This window comes from Brevibacillus laterosporus DSM 25, assembly GCF_002706795.1.
Classification (GTDB): domain Bacteria; phylum Bacillota; class Bacilli; order Brevibacillales; family Brevibacillaceae; genus Brevibacillus_B; species Brevibacillus_B laterosporus.
The window spans coordinates 4,061,455-4,083,518 of record NZ_CP017705.1 but is presented as its reverse complement, the minus strand read 5'-3'; the positions used below and the strand labels follow the sequence as shown (position 1 = coordinate 4,083,518).

The 22,064-nt window shown below is 45.3% G+C and carries 24 protein-coding genes; 3 read left to right on the top strand and 21 right to left on the bottom strand.

What is annotated here, in order from left to right:
* Positions 1-438 precede the first annotated feature (438 nt).
* The gene (locus BrL25_RS19615; RefSeq protein ID WP_018672489.1) at positions 439-1,440 is read right to left on the bottom strand and encodes a P1 family peptidase; all 1,002 of its coding nucleotides are present in this window, start codon (positions 1,438-1,440) and stop codon (positions 439-441) included.
* Between the two features lie 220 nt (positions 1,441-1,660).
* Between BrL25_RS19615 and BrL25_RS19610 the strand changes: the two genes are divergently transcribed.
* Positions 1,661-4,849: a bifunctional cytochrome P450/NADPH--P450 reductase gene (locus BrL25_RS19610; RefSeq protein WP_018672488.1), complete on the top strand. Its 3,189-nt coding sequence runs from the start codon at positions 1,661-1,663 to the stop codon at positions 4,847-4,849.
* 1,235 nt (positions 4,850-6,084) lie between these two features.
* The gene (locus BrL25_RS19605; protein ID WP_051088599.1) at positions 6,085-6,681 is read left to right on the top strand and encodes a hypothetical protein; all 597 of its coding nucleotides are present in this window, start codon (positions 6,085-6,087) and stop codon (positions 6,679-6,681) included.
* Between the two features lie 271 nt (positions 6,682-6,952).
* On the opposite strand, the gene BrL25_RS19600 is transcribed toward BrL25_RS19605, so the two are convergent.
* On the bottom strand, positions 6,953-7,933 hold the full coding sequence (locus tag BrL25_RS19600) for an HRDC domain-containing protein (protein WP_018672486.1): 981 nt from the start codon (positions 7,931-7,933) through the stop codon (positions 6,953-6,955).
* A gap of 590 nt (positions 7,934-8,523) precedes the next feature.
* On the opposite strand from BrL25_RS19600, the gene BrL25_RS19595 reads away from it, so the two are divergent.
* Entirely contained in the window at positions 8,524-9,546 is a 1,023-nt protein-coding gene (locus tag BrL25_RS19595; RefSeq protein ID WP_018672485.1) for a tyrosine-type recombinase/integrase, read from the top strand.
* Positions 9,547-9,586: 40 nt separating this feature from the next.
* On the opposite strand, the gene BrL25_RS19590 is transcribed toward BrL25_RS19595, so the two are convergent.
* The 19 genes from BrL25_RS19590 to BrL25_RS19500 form a co-directional block, all read right to left on the bottom strand.
* Positions 9,587-9,937, bottom strand: coding sequence for a YolD-like family protein (locus BrL25_RS19590; RefSeq protein WP_018672484.1), 351 nt, complete (start codon positions 9,935-9,937; stop codon positions 9,587-9,589).
* Positions 9,915-10,229, bottom strand: coding sequence for a hypothetical protein (locus BrL25_RS19585; RefSeq protein ID WP_236848067.1), 315 nt, complete (start codon positions 10,227-10,229; stop codon positions 9,915-9,917). Before BrL25_RS19585 ends, BrL25_RS19590 begins: the two co-directional genes overlap by 23 nt.
* Positions 10,230-10,351: 122 nt before the next feature.
* Positions 10,352-10,597, bottom strand: a complete 246-nt coding sequence (locus BrL25_RS19580) for a hypothetical protein (protein ID WP_035312114.1) — start codon at positions 10,595-10,597, stop codon at positions 10,352-10,354.
* A 1-nt stretch (position 10,598) separates the two neighbouring features.
* Positions 10,599-11,357 (bottom strand): glycoside hydrolase family 73 protein, encoded by a 759-nt coding sequence (locus BrL25_RS19575; protein WP_018672481.1) that lies wholly within the window; start codon positions 11,355-11,357, stop codon positions 10,599-10,601.
* A gap of 10 nt (positions 11,358-11,367) precedes the next feature.
* Entirely contained in the window at positions 11,368-11,631 is a 264-nt protein-coding gene (locus BrL25_RS19570) for a hemolysin XhlA family protein (RefSeq protein WP_018672480.1), read from the bottom strand.
* Positions 11,632-11,640: 9 nt separating this feature from the next.
* Complete coding sequence (locus tag BrL25_RS19565) at positions 11,641-11,778, bottom strand: XkdX family protein (RefSeq protein ID WP_018672479.1); 138 nt, start codon at positions 11,776-11,778, stop codon at positions 11,641-11,643.
* Positions 11,778-11,978 carry a hypothetical protein gene (locus BrL25_RS19560; RefSeq protein ID WP_018672478.1) on the bottom strand — a complete coding sequence of 67 codons (201 nt, stop codon included), beginning with the start codon at positions 11,976-11,978 and terminating at the stop codon, positions 11,778-11,780. Before BrL25_RS19560 ends, BrL25_RS19565 begins: the two co-directional genes overlap by 1 nt.
* Positions 11,975-14,197, bottom strand: coding sequence for an Ig-like domain-containing protein (locus BrL25_RS25275; RefSeq protein WP_198405889.1), 2,223 nt, complete (start codon positions 14,195-14,197; stop codon positions 11,975-11,977). Before BrL25_RS25275 ends, BrL25_RS19560 begins: the two co-directional genes overlap by 4 nt.
* Entirely contained in the window at positions 14,198-14,473 is a 276-nt protein-coding gene (locus tag BrL25_RS19550) for a hypothetical protein (RefSeq protein ID WP_018672681.1), read from the bottom strand.
* Positions 14,473-14,640 carry a hypothetical protein gene (locus tag BrL25_RS25825; RefSeq protein WP_236848066.1) on the bottom strand — a complete coding sequence of 56 codons (168 nt, stop codon included), beginning with the start codon at positions 14,638-14,640 and terminating at the stop codon, positions 14,473-14,475. The genes BrL25_RS19550 and BrL25_RS25825 overlap by 1 nt, the downstream gene beginning before the upstream one ends.
* 114 nt (positions 14,641-14,754) lie before the next feature.
* Positions 14,755-15,333: a putative phage tail protein gene (locus BrL25_RS19540; RefSeq protein ID WP_018672679.1), complete on the bottom strand. Its 579-nt coding sequence runs from the start codon at positions 15,331-15,333 to the stop codon at positions 14,755-14,757.
* Positions 15,326-16,405 (bottom strand): baseplate J/gp47 family protein, encoded by a 1,080-nt coding sequence (locus BrL25_RS19535; RefSeq protein ID WP_236848065.1) that lies wholly within the window; start codon positions 16,403-16,405, stop codon positions 15,326-15,328. Before BrL25_RS19535 ends, BrL25_RS19540 begins: the two co-directional genes overlap by 8 nt.
* Positions 16,402-16,815 (bottom strand): DUF2634 domain-containing protein, encoded by a 414-nt coding sequence (locus BrL25_RS19530; protein WP_018672677.1) that lies wholly within the window; start codon positions 16,813-16,815, stop codon positions 16,402-16,404. Before BrL25_RS19530 ends, BrL25_RS19535 begins: the two co-directional genes overlap by 4 nt.
* Entirely contained in the window at positions 16,805-17,248 is a 444-nt protein-coding gene (locus tag BrL25_RS19525; RefSeq protein ID WP_018672676.1) for a DUF2577 domain-containing protein, read from the bottom strand. The genes BrL25_RS19530 and BrL25_RS19525 overlap by 11 nt, the downstream gene beginning before the upstream one ends.
* Entirely contained in the window at positions 17,211-18,281 is a 1,071-nt protein-coding gene (locus BrL25_RS19520; protein WP_018672675.1) for an XkdQ/YqbQ family protein, read from the bottom strand. The genes BrL25_RS19525 and BrL25_RS19520 overlap by 38 nt, the downstream gene beginning before the upstream one ends.
* Positions 18,278-18,946, bottom strand: a complete 669-nt coding sequence (locus tag BrL25_RS19515; RefSeq protein ID WP_018672674.1) for a LysM peptidoglycan-binding domain-containing protein — start codon at positions 18,944-18,946, stop codon at positions 18,278-18,280. The genes BrL25_RS19520 and BrL25_RS19515 overlap by 4 nt, the downstream gene beginning before the upstream one ends.
* A 75-nt stretch (positions 18,947-19,021) precedes the next feature.
* Positions 19,022-20,716, bottom strand: coding sequence for a phage tail tape measure protein (locus BrL25_RS19510; RefSeq protein ID WP_236848114.1), 1,695 nt, complete (start codon positions 20,714-20,716; stop codon positions 19,022-19,024).
* Positions 20,717-21,212: 496 nt separating this feature from the next.
* A complete protein-coding gene (locus BrL25_RS19505) occupies positions 21,213-21,578 on the bottom strand; it encodes a phage tail assembly chaperone (protein WP_018672672.1) in 366 nt (121 codons plus the stop codon).
* A gap of 28 nt (positions 21,579-21,606) precedes the next feature.
* Positions 21,607-22,053 (bottom strand): phage tail tube protein, encoded by a 447-nt coding sequence (locus BrL25_RS19500; protein ID WP_018672671.1) that lies wholly within the window; start codon positions 22,051-22,053, stop codon positions 21,607-21,609.
* Between the last annotated feature and the right edge of the window lie 11 nt (positions 22,054-22,064).

Genomic DNA, 22,064 nt, shown 5'->3' with positions numbered 1-22,064 from the left:
AAAACAACTCTTTCCCCTCTCTTTCTTCTTCCCTGCTTCTAGACCTATCATTTATGTAAATAGGGCACTATCCCTAATATCGGTATGGAATCACAAAAGTTTTAATTTCTAAACGTTAAAAAAATCAAGTTTTTCTTTACTAAAATGTACCGTTTTTGGACATTACGAAAAATTCACAGATGAGATTGTATAGGACTATCAACACATAACAGGGCAAGAATGCTTATTTAATAACGATTTATCCTGAATAAAAGCATGCCAAATAGCACAAAGACGAAGACATTGTGCTTGGCTAAAAAAACTTTTATCCAATTAGAAGCTGATAACATTTCATAAAAATGACAAAATTTCACATCGATTCCACAACTACATGCTACGGGAGTAATACCGATTTGACATATGTACCTAGCAATAAATCACTTTATTAATCATGGATAACTATTTACATTTCGTTACAATATCATTTCTGCTTTTACGTTCTCTACTACGGTAGGATGGAATATTCCCTGCTGGCTCTGCTGCCTTTATAGCTCTTACAACAGCTTCTGCCATTACCTCTGCTGCTATTGCACCTATCAAATCCACAGATGCCCTTACTTCTCCTGTTCCAATCGCGAATAGCGTATCACCGTCGTACATGGTGTGAATCGGATAAATGGTGCGAGCTAGTCCATCATGTGCCATTTGAGCAACTTTATTCGCTTCTGCTTTGGTTAGGATTGCATTACAAGCTACTACGCCAATTGTGGTATTCGCACCATCTGGTATTACATCAAAGGTAGCTCTTTCCATACAATCGTAGATATCCAATAACTCCTCATCTTCTCCACGTGCTCCTGCAAGTCTTTCTCCAGTTACAGGACAACGCACCTCACCAACGGCATTGACAGCAACAATTGCTGCAATAAGTAACCCGTTACTCAATTCACGAGACGCTGTGCCTAGACCGCCTTTCATTGCTCGTTCAAAACCCGCCATCTTTCCAACAGTAGCTCCACAACCGGCTCCAATATTTCCTTCTGCAAACTTCTTTTCACTCGCTTGCTTTGCCGCTTCATAGCCCATGTCTACCGTAGGGCGGATCGAAGCATCCCCTAAAGCAAGATCAAATAGTACTGCGGCTGGAACAATCGGTATTTTTGCTACTCCTACATCGAGGCCAATTCCCTGCTCCTCTAAATAACGCATCACCCCGCTAGCTGCATCCAGACCAAACGCGCTTCCCCCAGACAAGCATATCGCATGGACTTGATCAACTTTATTTATCGGGGAAAGCAAATCAGTCTCACGGGTGCCTGGAGCTGAACCCCTAACGTCAACTCCGCATACTGCACCTCGCTCCATGAGAAGTACAGTACAGCCTGTAAGTGCTTCCTCATCTTGTTGATGTCCTATCTTTATGCCTTTAATATCGACAATTGAGCCTACTGTAGTAGCCATAGATTATATCTTCTCCTTTATACGCAAATAGATCTCAGCATACGAATGAATGTTGCGCATGCTTATTGTAGAGATTCACCTACTCGGTTTCTATAAAGTCCATTTTATTACTAGTAATCTTTCCGAACAAACCGAATAAAACCAGTCAATCCTTGTAAAAATAAGGTAGCAACCCCTAAAAGAGAAACGAGAATAACCAAGAAATATGTACTAGAGAGGATTGATTACGATTTCTCACTCACAAAACATTCCACAACCAAAAACCTTTGGTCCCCTTGGAAATTTGCCTTTAATCAATCCAGAGATGCCGATTCAATCCATCATGAAGCTTGCCAATGAACTCGGGCCTATCTTCCGACTGGAGTACCCAGGAGGTCGTATTAGTACCTATATTTCCAATCACCAATTAGTAGCAGAGGCTTGTGATGAATCTCGTTTTGATAAGAATGTATGGCCTCCCTTGCAAAAAGTAAGAACATTTGCTGGCGATGGTCTTTTTACTAGCTCAACCGAAGAGACCAATTGGCAAAAAGCTCATAACATCCTGCTTCCTTCCTTTAGCCAAAGAGCAATGCAAGGATACCATTCAATGATGGTAGACATCGCTGTACAGCTTATCCAGAAATGGTCACGCCTCAACCCTGATGAGAGTATTGACGTACCAGAGGATATGACACGCCTTACTCTTGATACGATTGGGTTGTGCGGCTTTAATTATCGGTTTAATAGTTTTTATCGAGAACAACCGCATCCCTTTATCACCAGCATGGTTCGAGCTCTAGATGAAGCAATGAGCCAGTTACAGCGCTTAGAGATTAAAGATAAATTGATGGTCATCACAAAACGTCAATTTAAACATGACATACAAGCCATGTTTACCCTTGTAGATAAAATAATAGCTGAACGTAAAGAGCACGATCAACATGATACAAACGATTTGCTTTCCCATATGCTAAGAGGTAAAGACCCCCAAACAGGCGAAGGATTGGATGACGAAAACATTCGGTATCAGATTATTACTTTCTTAATCGCTGGTCATGAAACCACAAGTGGTCTATTATCCTTTGCTTTATACTTTTTATTAAAAAATCCAGATAAGCTTCAAAAGGCATATGAGGAAGTAGACCGTGTATTAACAGGTTCCATTCCAACTTATTCTGAAGTGCGAAATCTTACGTACATAACAATGATTTTGAATGAATCTCTTCGACTTTGGCCAACAGCCCCTGCCTTCTCCCTTTACGCTAAGAAAGATACGATGTTGGGTGGAAAATACCCTTTGAAAAAAGGAGAGAGTGTCAATGTACTCATTCCCACTCTTCATCGTGATACAAGCGTCTGGGGAGAGGACGTCGAGGAGTTTCGTCCTGAACGCTTTGAAGACCCAAGTCAAATCCCCTATGATGCATATAAACCATTTGGGAACGGGCAGCGAGCCTGCATTGGACAACAATTCGCACTTCAAGAGGCAACCTTAGTACTTGGTATGATTCTAAAATACTTTGACATCATTGACCATAATCATTATCAGCTTACCATTAAGGAAACATTAACCCTAAAACCAGAAGACTTTACCATGCGTGTCCGTTTACGTACAAATGAACTGTCCTTTCAAATTACCGGAAAAGAGAAAGAACGCGAAAAAACGCAAGCGCAGCCAACAGTCTCTACCATCGTTGATACACACAATACTCCTCTACTGGTGCTTTATGGTTCCAATCTTGGCACTGCGGAGGGCATTGCAAGGGAACTTGCAGAGGATGCACGTTTTCAAGGCTTCAAGAGCGAGGTTGCTCCATTAAATGATTATTTAGGTAAGCTTCCCAAAGACGGAGCGGTATTTATTATCACCTCTTCTTATAACGGAAAACCACCGAGTAATGCGAAAGATTTTGTACAATGGCTAGAGGAGGTAGAGCCTGGAGAATTTACAGGAGTCAACTATGCTGTATTCGGATGTGGTGACCATAATTGGGCCAGCACATACCAGCAGGTTCCTCACTTTATTAATCAACAGCTCGAAGCAAAGGGAGCAACACGCCTTACGATTCAAGGTGAAGGTGACGCCAGTGGTGATTTTGAGAAACAACTTGATGATTGGCGTCATCAATTGTGGCCTGATGTCATGAATGCTTTAGGTCTAAAAATCAATGAAAATCAAGAGCGAGAGCGTAACACGCTTTCGGTTCAATATGTGAATGGAATTGCGGGGGTTCCTCTTGCCGAATCCTATGATGCTCACCGTTCATACGTTACGGAGAATAGAGAGCTTCAAGGAGCGACTAGCGAGCGTAGCACTCGCCATATCGAGATAGCTATTCCATCAGGAGTGCATTACCATGAAGGGGATCATTTAGGTGTTCTACCCAAAAATTCTCCTCAGCTAGTCGAGCGTATTGTACATCGCTTTGGTTTAAACGGTAATGATTATCTTATTCTTAGTGGCAGTGGACGTAGTGCAGCTCATCTTCCTCTGGATCGTCCGGTAAGTGTATATGATCTACTAAGTCACAGTGTAGAATTACAGGAAGCAGCAACACGTGCTCAGCTACGCGAACTTGCTTCTTATACAACCTGCCCGCCGCATAAACGGGAATTAGAAGCCTTACTTGAAGAGGATGACTACAAAACCAATGTTCTGAAAAAACGCATCTCCATGTTTGATCTTATGGAACATTATCCCGCTTGTGAATTACCTTTCGAACGATTTTTAGAGCTTTTGCCCCCTTTAAAAGCTCGATACTATTCCATTTCTAGCTCTCCTCATCTCCTACCAGATCGAGCTAGCATAACAGTAAGCGTTGTGCGCGGCCCGGCTTGGAGTGGACAGGGTGAGTATCGGGGCATTGCCTCGAACTATCTAGCTGAGCTGAAACAAAATGAACCTGTTGTTATATTTGTACGCACACCAGAATCTCAATTCACGCTTCCTACGGATACAGAAACACCTATTATTATGATCGGGCCAGGTACCGGAGTGGCGCCATTCCGGGGTTTTTTGCAAGCACGGAAGTACTATCAACAACAAGACAAAAGACTTGGTGAAGCCCATCTTTACTTTGGTGCCCGCCATCCGGAACATGATTACTTGTATCAGGAAGAGCTTGAGCAATATGAAAAGGAAGGTATCGTGACCATTCATACGGCCTTTTCTCGTGTAGAGGGGCAACCCAAAACATACGTCCAGCATCTCATGAAACAAGATGAATACGAGTTGATTCGTCTCCTAGATCAGGGTGCTCGACTTTATGTATGTGGTGATGGGAGTCGAATGGCTCCCGATGTTGAAGCTACGCTTATTTCTTCCTATAAAACGATCCATTCGGTAAGCGAAGAAGAAGCCCAAGCTTGGCTAGATAAGCTTCAACGGGATGAGCAATATGTAAAGGATGTGTGGACAGGTACGTGATGAGGAGAGCATTGGTACTTGTCTTTTGAATCCCTTATAAAAATCAGATAAAAAATAACTATTACATCCTTGTAAAGCACCCAGATCAATCATTGGCTGGGTGCTTTTCACATGCTTAGCTGTTCATTTTCATACTAAAACTGTAGTGACCGATTAACACCTACTCTTTCGACCAGCCAGAATGGGGCTCAAAATAGTTATACGATCTATTGCAGGACAGTGACATTAAACAAAATAAACACACGGTGCCACGCGAACGTCACCGTTACTGTATTTGGGTGAAGCACCCCGTTGATCCGTTTAGTCAGGACAGGGCATAGCGTCATTTACTATATAAAGCATATTACTTCCAAAATGGGGGTCAAAAACATGAAAAGAAAAAGTAACAAGCCAATTATTCAGCAAGTACAGTATGACGGGTATATGAATCCATACCATGATCCTTATTACCTATTCGATCCATACTCGCCACGTCGTCCCGACCGTCGTGAGATGTGTATTAGAGAATGGCGAAGATGCGAGAGGCGCTGCCACCACAGAATGGGGCACGATAATGTCCGATGCAACAGAAGATGCCATAGGGAATTTCAAGATTGTTTAAGCTTTCACCACAGAAGATAACTTATCCCTGGCTTTCATTGTCTTTAACTACATCAGTCAGAGGGCGGTATCCAAGTCATTACCGCCCTCTTTTCCACGTCAAAAGGTGTGTAAGCGTCGTTACATAATAGCCTAATTTCGTATAGACTTCGTTCTGCTCAACGTGTGCTGGTGCATCTCTACTGTTACAAAGGCATAGTCCCATGGAATGCAGGAACCCCTGCTTTTGTCCCTGTTCTACTGGCTTCCGTGCATCGAAATACAGGACAGGCACAGAATCGGGTACAGACGGACGTGCTCCCTCTTCATAACCTGTTCAATCTGTTCCTTTATTTACTGAATAGGCAAAAGCCCATATCATGATACATTTCCTCACATATACTGTTTAGGCAAATAGCTATTGTGAAATCAAAAAATAAGTAAGTAAATTTGGTTCAAGTTGAAGGGAGTAATAAATAGTGAGTCCATTCTCTTTTGAGACTTTTCCTTACGTTATTCAGCCAGGGGATACCTACTGGCTGTTAGCCCAACGATTTAGAACACCCGTGCATGACATTGTTGCTGTCAATCCAAACGTAGATCCCTATTATCTTTTTGTGGGTCAGGTTATTTGTATCCCTTGTGTACGACATTCCATGCCATTTTCATCCCCAAGACCTTCGCCTTATCAAAATGTACATGACTGCATTAGCAAAGCTGAGGTTGATTTAAAAAGTCTCATGCGTACTCTCTGGGAACAGCATGTTGCTTGGACGAGGATGGTTATCATCAGCATCGCAGCTAATTTGCCAGATGAAGAACTCGTTACGAAACGTTTGCTCCGAAACGCAACTGATATGGCGAACGCGCTAAAACCATTCTACGGTGAAGAAAATGCTGCTACGTTTGAACGTTTAATAAGAGACCACTTAGTAATTGCCGATCAGCTTGTTAAAGCAGCAAAGGCCGGCGATAGCAAAGCAGCAGCTAATGCAGAAAAACGCTGGTATAAGAATGCAGATGAAATTGCATCTTTCCTCAATAGCATCAACCCGTACTGGTCGGAGGAAGACATTAGGAAAATGTTTTATGAGCATCTTGCATTAACTAAAGCTGAAGCAGTCTATAGACTAAACAACAATTTTGCATTGGATATCGCGACATTTGACAAAATTGAACAGCAAGCATTAGAAATGGCTGACGCTTTTACTGACGGAATTGTAAAACAGTTTCCAAATCTGTTTACAAATTAGCATACCATTCCTTCCCCTTACTTCTTTTCTAACTAATCACATTCCATAGTGACAAAGGAACGTGAGTGACCATATTGAACATTTCTCTTTCTTAATCATGTCCTATGAAGACATTTCGTCAATTCTTTCCAAACACCCCTCAATTCGCGTTCTTCTCGATATGTTTTCGAAATAAGGGGAAACCCTTTCCACTAAATTGTGAAGTAACAAAAACACGCCATCCTTGAAGGGCTAGCGTGGAGCTAGGTTATTGTTGTAATTGATACTTAATTCACCCATTGAAAATACCCAATATTCCCTTCCCGTATTTTTCAACTTTTACTTGTCCAAAGCCCTTAATAGAAAGCAACTCTTCTTCAGTTCTTGGATATTTCGCTATCATATCTTCCAGCTCATTATTATTGAATATGTAGTAAGCCTTGATGTTTTCATCTCTTGAAGTTTGAAGTCTGTACGATGTTAGTTCTTCACGAAGCAGAGTTTCATCCTTCTTCTGAAAATCATTATTTGAAAGCTGATACTTTGCAACTAAATCCATCTTCAGCGGTGTGTTCAGCTTGACTAACAAATTTGAAATTTCATGCATTTGCTTCTCAGCTACGTTATATGTATTTGCTTTATCATTCTGGTATCTTTCCAGTGTTGCCTTGATTTGATCGTACTTAATGATTGAATTTTCAATCTCAGTAGGGCAACTATGCTTATTAATTATTGTTTTGGGATTAGCCATAACAACAAGAGATAGAATTGGCATGTTATTAATTTTCAATTCTTTTGACAAGACATGTTTAATAATATCGATATGCCTTGTATTTTGAGTTATAGGGCTATATATCCCCATTTTATATTCTTTTCCGTATTTATTCTTCATTATTCTTACAAAGTTACCATCTTGGTCAATTGAAATATTACCGCTTAGTTTTTTCGTTTCCAAAATGCAAATGAACTTATTAGAAATTACTACGAAATCAAGTTGAGCAACGTAATCCTCATACACTACCCTTACATCATGTAAGCATAAAATGGGCTGGAACGAATTTTTTAGTTCAAAGTAGACGTTGTTCTCGCCATCAAGCCCATATGTAAGAAACCTAATATCCCTTTCAATGTTATCTTTCCTCTCTCCATCTACAACCTTGTTTAAGAGGTCATTAAGGGCAGAAAGGTGATGATTATCTTTTGAGAAATCCTTAACAAATGTCGGACTTTGAATTGTCCTTTTTTGACCAAATAATTTGTTGAATATAGACATATGCAAATCTCCTTGGAAATATAGTTAGTTTTTAGGGCGTATGTAAAAATATCCCTTACCTGATAGTAAGATTATACCATATACTCACTTTTTTAAGTTGGCCTTTCTTATCTTACATAAGCCTACAGAACTATATTTTCGTATCATTAAAAGTCGAAAAGCATCCTAACCTAACTGGTTGCCTCAACCTTCTCATATTCATTACTCCTACGATAAAAGGGATTCCACTTCATACCGACCTTTGTCAATGTGATATGCAATGTCCGTCATTTAAAAATACCACATGTTTATCGGCTTCTAGGAAGACCAATAAACATGTGGTATTAGTTTATTTAGCATTTCGAAATTTATCAGCTCAAGTGCATTTTTGAAATTGACTTACTCAATTTTTTGACATCAAGACACCTTATGCTCAATCCGCAGCTTGTCTGCAACCATCGCAATAAACTCACTATTCGTAGGTTTTGCCTTTGTCTAAAAAGCCCGTTAAATTAGGCGTGAACAGGTACGTGAGTTTGCTATTCCAATAAACTATACGTTAGCTTATCGGAACGTGTCGAATTTATTTATTGGAAAGGTTTGATTCTATTATGGCCGCTAAATTCAACTTTATCTCACGTACAGAACCCGCTAGAGAGATCGATCTCGACAAACAGGTTCGTGACTACCTCGCGATTAAAAAGACGGAACGTAGATCGCCTAAAACGATCGAAATTTACTCACAATGTTTAGCGCAGTTTAAGAAGTGGGCGACAGAACGGGGGCACAGTACTTTTACTCCCGACATTATGCGCGAATACATCTCGTATTTAACGTATGAGAAGGCAAAGTGGGACGATCACCCTACGAATCCAACCGGACCAAAAGGATTGACAGCCCGAACTGTCAATAACAACATCCGCAATCTTCGGGTGTTCTTTAACCACTTGGTAAATGAACGGATAATCTCGTCCTCACCTATGGATAATATTAGCTATCAAACGCAAGACAAAGAGACTTTTGAAATCTTTAGTGATGATGAGGTACTAAAATTGCTTGAGGCTCCTAATAAACGGGTGTATACGGGCCTAAGAGATTATGTAATGATGCTGGTTTTGTGTGATACTGGATGCCGCGTCGGAGAATTAACTAACTTAAAGATATCTGATATCGATCTCAAGTTAAGACAAATTTCTATTCGCGCTGAAATCTCCAAAACGCGTACAGCTAGAACTCTCCCCATTTCTACTATAACCGCAAAGGAAATTGAGCGCCTGATTAATTTTATGAACGTAGACTCAAATGACTACTTATGGCTTACTCAGTTTGGAGAAAGGTACTTTGGCGACACTTTCTCAAAGATGCTAAAAAAATACGCAAAGAAAGCAGGAATAACTGGGGTTCGTGTATCCCCCCATACTTTCCGGCATTACTTTGCTGTAAAGTTCTTACGACAACGCGGTGAACCAATTGCGCTCATGCGGATTTTAGGTCACACGTCTATCACTATGACGGAACAATATGTGCGTTACGCTAATAAAGATTTATCTGAATACCATGAGATCGCCAGTCCGGTAACATCATTAATGGGCAAAGGTACCCAGAAAAAACGCGGAAATGTGTTGTTTAAATAAATGAAGAAAAAGACCCGGGAAACCTCGGGTCTCTTCTATTCTAATCGGTAACGGACGCGATATTCCCGAAATCCACCCACGTCCATTCACCGTTTTCTTCCTCGATTCTAACTTGCTTCGTAATCGTATCAAACGACTTAGCTACGCCCCTCACCGTCAGGAACTCGCCTCCGTTCTCGGATACCTCGCGCCAATACTTGACGGTCATCTCAATGGTATAACGTTTACTTTCCGTCAATCTATAATTAATCGCCATGATTTCGTCATGATCGAGATCAGGCTTCGGCAATAGCGATAATTCTCTTCTGTATTTCAGGTACATTTCGCGTTGCTCCGGCAGTACCATGCGCATGGAACCGAATAGGTCGTTAATCTTTGTTCGTTTTTGCATAGTAAAACTCATCCTCCGTCCACAGCCAATCTATCAAGTCTAAGTTAGGTGATACAACGATGTCAACGATTTGATCGACGCGGATTATATGCAAGTCCCAATCCGTCAGTAGCTTGATTTGTTCGTTATCCTTAGCCGCGATCCAGCCCCAAGATGCGTGGGTTCCGGCTTGGTCCGACCAGATAACCAATAGTGGCCTGTTGTTGATTGTAGAATCGTTGATGACATACTGCACATCCTCTAGTTGAATTCGAGAGATAGGTTTTATCTTCTCGACAAACAAATCCAGCATAGTGACCGCCGCCTTCTGTTTAAATAGAACGTTTGTTCTTATTATATGCGAACAGAACGGGAACATGCAACAAAAAAATCGCCCACCTACCAGCCGTTAGACCGATAAGTGGGCTCGTATCCCTATTTCATTTTCCTCTCGCTACTATCGGGCTTAACGTAACTATAAGCACCCGCGGCCGTCAATCCGACCACGACCGTAGTCAATAGATTCGCCTTCAACGCGCCATCCGGCAAGAACACGAACACTCCCGAAAGAGCAATCGCTACCAACGGAGCGTACTTCGTCGGCACCCCGAATCCTTTCGCGATTCCCGTCAAGGCCGCCACGATTGCGGCCAGCGTCGCGATATCATACGTAAGTTCCACGTTATGCACCTGCCTTTCTCGACGCCACCCGATCCGCTAGCACGAAAACCAACCACGGCATGTCCTCGATTACCTTCTGCGGGTCCTTCCGTAGTCTCTCCTTCCATTCGGCCGCATCCGACAGCATCGACTGTGCCGCGAGATTATCTATCGACTTATCCGCTAGTTCTAGTTGCCATTCTTTTAACGCCAAACTAACCGCCTCCTCGATTTTCTTTATAGGTACCGGGACCACCGGCTTATCAAAACGGGTTAACTTATTTCCGTTTACAATCGACATAATTAACGTAACGTAATTCGGATCGGTCGCGTACCCGCCCCGTTTGACTGCTTCCGCAAACTCCCGGGGCGTCTTCGCTTGCCATACGCCCGCATTTACGTAGCGCGGTTTCTTTAGCAATGCGAAGTGGTCATCGATGGCCTCGCCGTAATTGTTGTACGCTCGGAACCGCGCCTTTACCTGTACCCTCGTCTTGGCACCGGAAGTATCAAGTATCTTTACGAGGTCGCCGCTTGCCCGTGCCTTCGCTACGTCAGCCGCCGAATAATACTCCGTGGTCAAGATCGTAACGCTACCGGCCGGCCCCGTTCCTTTGATATTGCCGAGATTATACGACTCGCGCCCCGTCACCATATCGCGCGGTGTCCGTAAGTCCCATCCGACCTCTAGTATGAGTTGCGCGATAACGCCGGACGGACATGGATAGCGCCCGACTACATGCGGTGATATCAACGAGATTAGCCGTTCTTGCTTCGTCATGTGATCGACCTCATTTCGTAAGAAAATAAATAAGGATGGAACCGATAAAACTCGTTCCCATCCCGATTATTACGCCCCAACTTCGGCGTGAGTCCGCTTTGATTTCCGCAATGTCACGAGCATTTTCCTGCGCTAAGGCCAGTGCGTCTCGTGCTTTATCGTTGACTTGATCGAGCTTTTCACGGTCCCGCGATAAGTGGTCGACCTTTTCTTCTACGCGGACCATGCGCTCGCGGACGTCTTGTAAAATAGATACGGTATCGTGTTCTCCCATGCGTGCCCCCTAGAATTTAATGCCGGTGATTTCTTCGTACTCAGCCGGTGTGATCTCTCCGAACGGATTGGCCTCCGTCTGTACAGCAAGTCGTAGCTTCTCGGCCGTGATCCAATTGTATCTATAAGCTAATGACCAAAAACGCATTATTGGCCGCCCCCTTTTAACTGGATGATGTCGAGTCTCAAAACGGCTAATTCTTCGCCCAACGACTGAATTAACGCGTCCTTCTGTGATAGTTCGATCTTTGTTTTGGCGATCTCTTGACCGAGAGTTACGATAGGCATGTCGGCGTCTTTACGTTCCTGTTCGATAATAGATAACGGTTTAGGTTTTGTGAGAATCAATCGAATGCACCTCCGAATCCTCTTACGATAACAGGCTCAGTTGCCGTTCCTTTGGTGAAAGAAAAACGTAAGCTAACGCCCCATTTTTCCGCTGTTTTTTCCTTGTTGGTGAAGATGAAGCCTCGGTTGAATTTGACGAAATTCGTTGCGTCTTCCCATGTTGGTAACTCATCGAAAGCGTTATTTGAGACTTCAACCCTGTAATCAGCTCCCGATGGAACGGTTGCATCGATAGTTACCAAAATACGTTTAGCAGCAATGTCTGTTGAGAATGGTTTTTTCAAATGAAACGATAGTCGCTCTGCCGTTCTACGAAAAGTGAATGTTCTGGTAGATGTCATACCTTTGCTGTCTTTTGCTTCTATAGTGATAGTGTGACTGTCGTTTAAGGAGAGACTTAGCCATGTGACTTGTGGGATGGTCACGGTATTTTCCTTGCTGTCAGTCCCAGCGAATGTGCGGATAACTTTGCCGTTGATTTTCTCCGTGATGGTAAACGCGTCACCCTCTGGCTCTGTGACTGTGTAATTCTCGGAAGGGATAGCGCTTAATACGCCGAGGTCTACATTTTGTCCGCTGATAACGGGTGGACGGTTGTGGACGACTCGGAACTTGCGCGTCACTTCGGTTGATATACCACCTTGATCATCTTCTGCCCAGATGGTTAGCGTATGATCGGTGTTTTCGGCTAGGTCAGAGCCTGTGAGATCGGTGGTGCCGTCATAAAGGCGTTTGGTTCGGAAGGTTAGCGTTTTGGCAAAAGAAATAGGCGTGCTACCGTTGGATACTCCGGATTGCAACGCCCTTGTGGTGCCGTTGTTGATGCGGTATTTTATTGTGACTACGTTGTCTTTGTCGGTGTCGGATGCGGTGCCCTGGATGGTTAGTGTAGCGTTTTCGGTTAGGGTTTGGTTGTTGGGTGGTGCAGCAACATTTAAGGTTGGTGCAGTGTTAAACCATGATGATTTAATCACTATATTATTCTTTAATGCAAAGCAAGTAAAGCTTGCTGCCGATCTACCACCATAGTCGGCCCGAAAGAAAAATTCTTGTGCTGGGTCCATATACTTCGAATAATATTGTAAATTAGTAATAGTTTTTCCTATAAGAGTTGGAGGAATGTCAGCAGAAAAAATTATAGTGTTTCCAGCTATCGTGTGTTCTATTTTTGTAATATTTCCCCCAGTAGTTACAATTTCACTTGCTTCGGGATGGTACGTTTCAGGATATGGAGTAATTCTTTTAAAATAAAGAGGAAAGTCATTTCCGTTTGGTTCCTTCGGACTTAATCGATGAGTAAAAGACAACAACAAATAAATCGATCCGTCAGAACGCCTTCTTATTTCTGATTTAGTTGAGCCGAAAATGCTCCCACGCGACACACCTAGTTCATAAACTTCTGCTCTGCGTATCTCTACACTGCTGGTAATATCCTCTACTAACCAAGACTTATCTAGATAACCGTTAAAATCCGTCTGGTTCCCTTTATCATCTCGAACAGATACTGTAAACGGATTTACCCCTGCCGTAATATCAGCGTTTTTAAACGTATAGCTGACGGGCTGGTTCTTAGCTATCGCTGTCCAATCCGTTTTAACCACGTTGTTTAATTTGACTCGGAATTGTAGAGTGTCATCAGGATCGGTGTCATTTGCGGTGATGTTAACGGTAAAGTCGTTAGTGCCGATGCCGATTCTTTGGTTTTCGGTTAAGGGTTGGTTATTTGCTGTTAGCGTGACACTTGGACTAGCATTAGCAATAAAATATAACTGAATGCCAGGAATCACGGAATCCTGATCGGGATATGCTCCCTTATTTCTAGTAAACTCTTCTGTCTGATAACCCGCCTTAACCTTGAACCTAACACCGTCTACAGTAGAATCTACTTTCAAGTCCGAAACCTGAGCCCTAAAACCTAATCTTTCTGAATCAGGTGCCCAGAAGCTAACCATGTAATCGCCGGGGGGTAGGATATTAGAGAACCTTGCAAAATTATCTGATCCTACTTCAGATGTATTGATAATTTCTTTGCTAGATACCCTCCATATTCTAACCTTAGTGTAAGTACTGTCAGTCCTGACTACACCTATTCCAGTTAGTTTAATCGCCTTGTCTATATTGAAAATCAGCCCGATTGAACCTATCGCGTTAGAATATCCATTAACGTTAACGTATAGTGGAACACGATTTTCAGTAAGAGATTGCTGTTCGTTTTTCATCTACAAAACCACCAGCCTTTTATTAGCCTCGTCATACCAGCCTTCTGTTAGTGTGATATCGTCTAAGGTAGCGAAGTTTTCAAAAAACACGTTGTCCGTGAAGTTGTTAAACACCGCATCTTTTATCGTCTTCACATCAATCTGCAAAGCCGAAATAGCCACCGTGTGCTGTTCCAGTAGCTTGTGCGCATCGTCTATTCCTTTTTCCCATCGGTTGACGTCGCCCTCCGTGATATCATCCTCGAACTCCCAGTCTAGCCGTGCGTTAAACGACATCAACGCGCCCCCTCTCGAATAGCAAAACTGAACCGAAATTCCAAACGTTGCCCCTCGCTGACCGGAACATCCGCCTGCCTCTCCGCAATCAGTCCACCCGCTTCATCGTACAGTCTTAATGAAGAAACTCGCGCAATCCCTTTGACTGATTCTGTCCGTATGGTCACCGTCGCTCCATTCCGGTTGATACTCCGAATAGGCACCGTTTGGTTATTCAACACGATTGTAGTCGCACGGGCCGCGATATCCTCCGCGATCCGTTCGAGATATCTTCCGTCCATCTATATCGTCACCTCCCGTTGCTCCTTACCGATCGTATCTCCGACACGTAGTTCGCCGATCGTTCGATATCGCCGTAGATTTACCGTTACAGTATCGACCACTTCGATTACTTCCCGTGGCATAGGCGCGAGTACCACATCGACATGAGCCGGCGCCATTTCACGGAGGGCAACGTAAGCATCGTATAGATTCGGGGGGATATCACCGCCGATTACGATAATGACCGCATACTTGCGCGGCTCCTCTTCTGCCGTGGCGTCAGGGAAGAACGCGTCCGCAATGGATTCGAGCACAGCCAACGTAACCGTCCCTGTACCGCGTATCTTAGACTTAATAACGGAGCGCCGCTGTTCGATTGGTTTAGTTAGATCGGTGGGCACGCCGACAACGGACTCCCATCGCGTCAGACCCCACGTTGCCGTATCGACGAAGAATTGGTCGATCAGGTCCCGAATCCCTTCGTGTAATAATGCAAATTCCTCCGACTCCCGCTCAATTATGTTCTTTATTTGACATGACTCTCCGTAGTGAACAATCGGTAAGGAATCGAGCATTCGGCGTTTAATTACGTCATTCACTGAGTGTCACCGTCCCCAGTACCGCAATAGAATCGGTGCCTATTGTTATATTTTCTTCGGCACCATTCACGGTTAGATCGGCATAGTCAAGGACAGACGCCGCTCCCCCGACCACACCAGCGACCCGTGTGTAACGAACCACCGAATCAACTAGCGCGAGCTTACCGAGATAATCCGTTAGTGCTTTCGTCACTTCCTCACGTGCCTCTTCGATGGCGTGACCGTTCACAAGCGTTATCTTCGCGGTTACCTCGATTGGGATTTCGGTTACCCCAACGACCGTAACTTCCGCACATGCAGGCCGCTCCTTTTCGATGTAAGTCGCTACCTTGTCGATTAGTTCTCGGGAAGGCGCACGCTTCCGGTCGTCTAGCAAGACGACTTTTACCGTTCCCGGTCCGTCCCACACCTCGTATACTCGCGCATCAGAGATACCGACGACATCAAGCGCCCACTTACGGTAATGATGTCGGTTGCCTGACGTTATGGGCTTTCGGACGCGATCAAGGTACCGTTCTAGTAGGGCCCCGTCCGATTCTTCATCGATGCCGCCCTCGAAAGGCAGATCGTTAGTAACGCCGGTTATCCCTGTGATATTGCCCTGCGTTAGCTTGATTTCGCCAGCTCCCACGTTGCCCGATTTTCCGCCCTCAATTGCTTTCGTGGCTAACGTAACAGTCCCGTTTAAAATGACGCCAAACTCCGTTACTTCAAAGTAGATTGGCTCGTCACCGTCCGTAGAGACTTCGGTACCTACAGGGATTTCCGTACTCTCATGACCGTAAATAGTAACGGTGCCCTTCGCCTTTTCGGAGGGCTTCCGATAGACACCGAGTTCGGCGCATCGACGCGTCAGCCATTCGTTGTAAGACGACAAAGTACCGTCAGTCTTTATTGCGAAGCCCTTATCGTAAACTACGTCTAACTCTAGCCATAGTGCCTCTAGTTCGGGCGCTACCGGAGCCGTCGCATCATACAAGATCGCCCCGGGCCGCTTATCTACGTCCGGCCGGGACCTTTCGAGTATTCGTTCCAGTATTGCCTCACGTGTTTGCTGTTCGTACAATGTCACACCCCCTCAACGACTTCTATCGTCAAACCATCCGTCGTATCAACGTAAAAAGAGACGAACAATTTGTCCGCCTCTCGTTCTATCTCAAAATCGTACACGTCGTCTATTCGATCGTCATAAATCAACGCCTCTGTTATTACGCGGGGTATCTCCGACCGCAAAAGCTCCATCGGTAAATCCTGCCCGATTAAGTCTATGAGTTCACAGCCGTACTCGCCGTCGTAGATCGGAAACCGAAATCGCGCCGTCATAATAACCTTCCGAATAAACTGACGGATGGCCGTTTCGCCGTCGATCATGCCGCCGATATCACCCGTATCGAAATCTAACGAATAGGTTAACGTTGGCTGTGTGTCTGGCTCCGATTGGATCACTCGTTCCTCTAGTCGTTGCAACGGACTAAGCGCCATTATAGATCACCGCCCGATCTTGAATGATATACGTTTGGCCTTCGTCAATAGACTGGATGATAACGCGATCGCCCGCTTTCAGCTCGTCGGTGAACTCGATCTCGCCTTCGATAACCAACTCCGTAATATCATGCACATGAGGCGTATAGCCTGCCTTCGTCATAGCTTCGCGCACTGTTTCACTAGTTAACATCACTTTCCGTTTATGTCGCGTCAAATGCTCCGCAACGATCAAGTCCTCCGCTAACAGTTCGAGCTTTTCATCGTTATCGACCGTAACTCGTATAGCTGGCGGAGGAGCAACGACAGTGCCGAGCTCGATGTCCACGCCCTTGTTGTATCCGATCTGTTGGATGAGCTGTCGAAACTGGCTCGGTCCCCCGCCTTCCAGCCGACTAGGCTCTTGGAGTCTTTTTGAGGATTTCGTCGACAACAGACTTCCGCCCCTTCCGTTTCTTCTTCTTTTTCTTCTTCGCCTTGTCTTCCGGTGGTGGATCGTATTTCAACGTCGGAAGATCATCCGTCGCGCTCAACGTAAGTGACATCGTGTGTTTACCGCTCTCAAACGTATGACTATCGGTTGAAACGTAGTAACCTCCGATTATCTCCGTCATCGACTCTTGTACATAGACGCCTACTCCCGCGTACACTGTATCAATCCCTAACGCATTGACGGTCGCCTCGTCGTGAATAGTACCGAGGTCTTTTAGGAGTTGCTTCGCCAGTTGCTCGATTTGGGAACGGGTTTTATCCGAATCGGCACTTTCGAGGTGTTGCATAATGCCAAATCGTTGTATGAGTGCGTCGTTTTTGACCACAGCCACCAACGGCTTTTTCTTGTCGTCCCCGCCCGTCACCTTGACCTGCGTTCGTAGTTCTTCGATCGACTGCGAGTATGACGCGTCCAGTATATTAACGCCATTTTCGAGCACCCACCGGACGGGTTGTTCTTTCCGCGATAACAGATTAAACTTGCCATCCTTCGAGCAAATAAAAAAACGCCGGCCGGTCTGCTTCTGCGTAACCGTTAGCGCTGTAATCATCATGTCCCATATGGATTTATTTCGAAGTACAAGCTTGGGTATTACGTACCCCGTGTCGTCGATTTTACCGACTGCAATATCAAACTGTTTACATAGTTTCTGCGCAATGGCGCTCGCCTTCATGTTACGAAATATCTGCGTGTCCTGATTCTTCGCAAGATAGATATTATCATCGTACGCCGTAACGCTCATGCTCCCGCGATCATTGATATTATGCTTAAACGTCAGGCCTCGAAATAGTTCATGTCCATTACTGTAGAGACGTAACTCCTTACCGAGCTCTACGGGGACAGCTTTTTTACGGCCGTCCACCGTATTGACGAAAGATATCTCCAAGGTGCGGGCTGGCTGCGTAATATCACCGGACCATGTAGCGCTTTGGACTAACAAAGGCGCGCCGTCATAATGCACTTCCCACGTCATACTAACACCAACTTTTGACCCGGCTTTATTTTGTTTGGATCGGGACCAACAACGGCTTTATTCTTGGCGTAGATATCACGTGTTTTAAGTCCGTATCTGGCCGCGATCACTGATAGACAGTCGCCTTTCTTTACGATGTAAGGTTTCGGGATGTCTTTCTTACCGCTCCTTGCGGTCGTCTTTTTCACTTTCGCTGTTGCTGTTCCGTTGCCTTTCTTCGCGTTCATGTCAATCTGACGGATGGTTACGAACTTGTACTCTTTCAGCTCGAGATCATAGTAGATGTCACCGGGCGCTCCGTGTTTTTCGGGCACGATAACGAACTTGCGGATGGTCACCGCGTAATTTATCGGCGTTCCCGTAATTGTCAGGCGGCACGGCTTGCGTGAGTCGCGCCACCTCTCTAGCATCTCTCTAGCTGACCACGGATCGGGAAAGCCTTCGTACTCGCAATAGGACGGGTGATAATCGCGTGGAAAGAATGATGAAAATGAAAAGTCTCGCAACTTGGGATCACCGATAACGGTAAATTCACCTAAGTGCGAGACTTCAACGTCTTGATAGCCGAAATCACTCGATATTTTGATAGAGTCGGGGTTGACCGGGAGTTGCAGGCGTTCCGCCCCGTTATTGTAAGAGAGCCAGAATTGGATACCGTTTGCCATCGTCATCACCTCGTTTACACTTGCTTGCTGATTTTGCGTGCCATGATTGAGAGGAATTTGTCTGCGGCTGTCTAATTAACAAACCTCTACCAACCGATGCACTATCCCTAATGTAATCTTATCAATATCCGCTTCTTCTCTTACGGTCGCATGCACATTAATCGTAACATTATTAGAAGCGTAACTAGAACCACCATCGTTCACAGGGTTTCGTTTATCGACCGGAGGGTTAGACGGCTCTTCCTTGCTGGCTCGGTTCTCCTCCGCAGTCATTACCCTTTCGCCTTTGTGTAGACGCGCACGATAACCGTCAAAAGGTACGTAGTCAAGGCCGCTGTAGTGAGAGCCATCATCCCCGACGCCTATATTGCGCCGCTCACGGAAATCTCTCATCTTCTCTTGTTGAAGCGAGTAATCCATTTCAACTTCGGCTATTTTCGGGATATTAAGCGTGAATTCTTTTCCACCAGTTAGGTCAGCCATCCAGTCAGGCAGTTGGATATTGAACGCTTGATTCATCGCGTCAATGAGCCTATTAAGCCCACCGATGATCCAGTTTATCGCTGTAGCAAAACCATTCTTGATAGTGACACACAAGGAACGGCCTGCATCCTTTACAGTCTCCCAGTTTTGAACCAGTAGATACCCCGCTCCAATTAAAGCACCTATTCCGACCACTACAAGCCCTATTGGGTTAGCGCTAGCCGCGGTATTAAACGCCCACTGTGCGGCTGTTGCCGTTAGCATTACGGCTTTATAAGTAGCCCATGCCGTAGTAGCTCCGACAATCAAGGGTCCAACGACTTCCAATACGTCCTTGGTCGTCTTTCCCCACTTTTGCGCCTCTTTACTTCCGAGCCATTTATTGAAGACGGAGGCCGCATTCGCTCCCTTTTCGGCGAGGTCCTTTAAGGTAGGAAGCAACGGGGAGAACACTTCTATCTTTAACCCTTCCAGCGCGGACTCCAGTTGCACAAGCGAACCATTAAAGTTATCGAGTTGGACTTTTGATACCCTTCCAGCCGTCCCTCCGCTGTTCTCTAGTTCCTTCGTAAACTTCCGCAACTTATCGGGACCAGCGTCCATTAACGCCAGAAATCCGCTACCAGCTTCCAGACCCGCGATTATACTGGCTAGACTCGTTTTCTGTTCGCTGGACATGCCTTTCATCGCGTTTTGAAGTTCTCCGAGGATCGTAGCGAGCGACTTCATCTTCCCTTTACTATCGAACAGTTTAACACCGAGCTTATCCAATGCCTCTGCCGCTTCTTTCGGAGGTTTCGCAAAACGCGCGAATAGTCCCCGTAACGTAGTACCCGCTTGTTCCGCTTGGATACCGGCATTACCAAGGATACCTGCGGCGGCGGCCGTTTCTTCCAGTGATACACCGAGCGCTTTCGCCCAAGGAGCCGCGTATTTCATCGTGTACCCGAGCATTTGAAGATCAACGTTAGCTGACGTAAACGCCTTCGTAAGCACGTCGGCCACACGCCCCGTATCTCCTGCCGCGATCCCAAAACCGGAAAGGATATTCGAAACGATATCGGCTGTTGTTCCAAGGTCAGTTTGACCTGCCGCGGCCGCATCGAGAAGCCCGGGCATAGCCGCGATTATCTCGTTGGTCTTATAGCCCGCCATCGCAAGGAACTGCATGCCCTCAGCCGCTTGGCTTGCGCTGAATACCGTAGAGGCGCCGAGCTCTTTGGCTTTCGTGGTTAGTTTCGCAAGGTCTCCGGCGCTAGCGCTAGAAAGAGCAGCAACACGTGACATCGAACTCTCGAAGTCGGCCGCCGTTTTGATTCCGTCAAAGGCCGTCCCAACCGCTACGACTGCACCCGCCAACATTTTAAGCTTCCCGAGAAGGTTCGGAAGTCCCCCCGAGAAATTATTCAACGATTGCGTGGCGGCGTTCTGTCTTTGAACAAATCGGCTGTTCTCGTTGGTCAGACGGCTTTGGGCATTACGGTAGGAGCCGGTAGATGCGGCAATCTTTTTCACCGAAAGGTTCGTCCGGTCTAGTTCCGAAGATACTCGGCGGAGGGTCGGGGTCATCGCGTCGGTAATCCGTAACCGGCCGACTAAATCAAACGCCATAATTAGCCGCCTCCTTCCCTACTCTGCGCCGCAATCTCGTCTTCTAGTTGTACCTCCGTGGAAGCGTACATAAAGATACGCTCACCTCTTGGTGCGTTGTAAACGTAGGCCGGCGGGAGGCCCTGTCGCTGGAAAATCGTGTGTACAATATAAGCCTCGCCTCCCGCGCGTATTAGTTTTTTACTTGATCAACCGCAGAACCTAAGTCGTAGCCGGAAAGCTCTAAAATCTCGGTGAACAGCTTAACCCTTTCACCCGGGAGCAACGTCTTTTCGACAACCCTTACAGAATCCTGTGTCTCATATTTCGCGAGTAAATCGGGGTGTGACCAATCCGGTACAATTGTTGCTTTTTGGATCATTAGTAGCGCTTTTTTAGTCTGGTCAACCGATTTACCAAACGTCGCTCTTTCTTCGATATCTTCAATTTCTTGATCATCAAGTGCGCGAATACGGAATGCCCCAAACCGTTTTAGAGGTACATCTTTCTCAGGTTTTTTATCCGCATCAAGTAAGGCTTTTAATAGATCGTCAGTCATGTAATCATCTCCTAATAGTTAGTAGGTTTTACTTCTCTTCAATGAAATCTAGGAACTCGTAATCTTCAAAAACAAAAGGCCACTCCGTCTCAACGGGTGACCCGTGTTCAAATTTCATTACATCAATCTTGGTGAACTGAACTCCTTTTGCTAGTACTCGCTCGGCACCGTATGCTTCGGGATCATCGAGTTTCATGACGAGCTGGCAGACGAAAGCCCCGCTACGGTCGTCCATGATCTGTCCTATCTTACGAGCAAACGCGGATGATATCTTGTATCCGCGAATGGAACCGCTACATTCGATGCTCATAGGCTTGTTCCCAGCTTTACGACTACCGGATCGCTTGATCTTTTCGTATTGAATCTCGACGGACAACTCCCCGGCGTTGAAGTTCGCCAGCCATACGCCGTCCAGCCAAATTTCTCCAAACGAACCACTCAGGACGCGGTTGGATTCTAGTAAATTTCTCGTCATCTATGTTTACC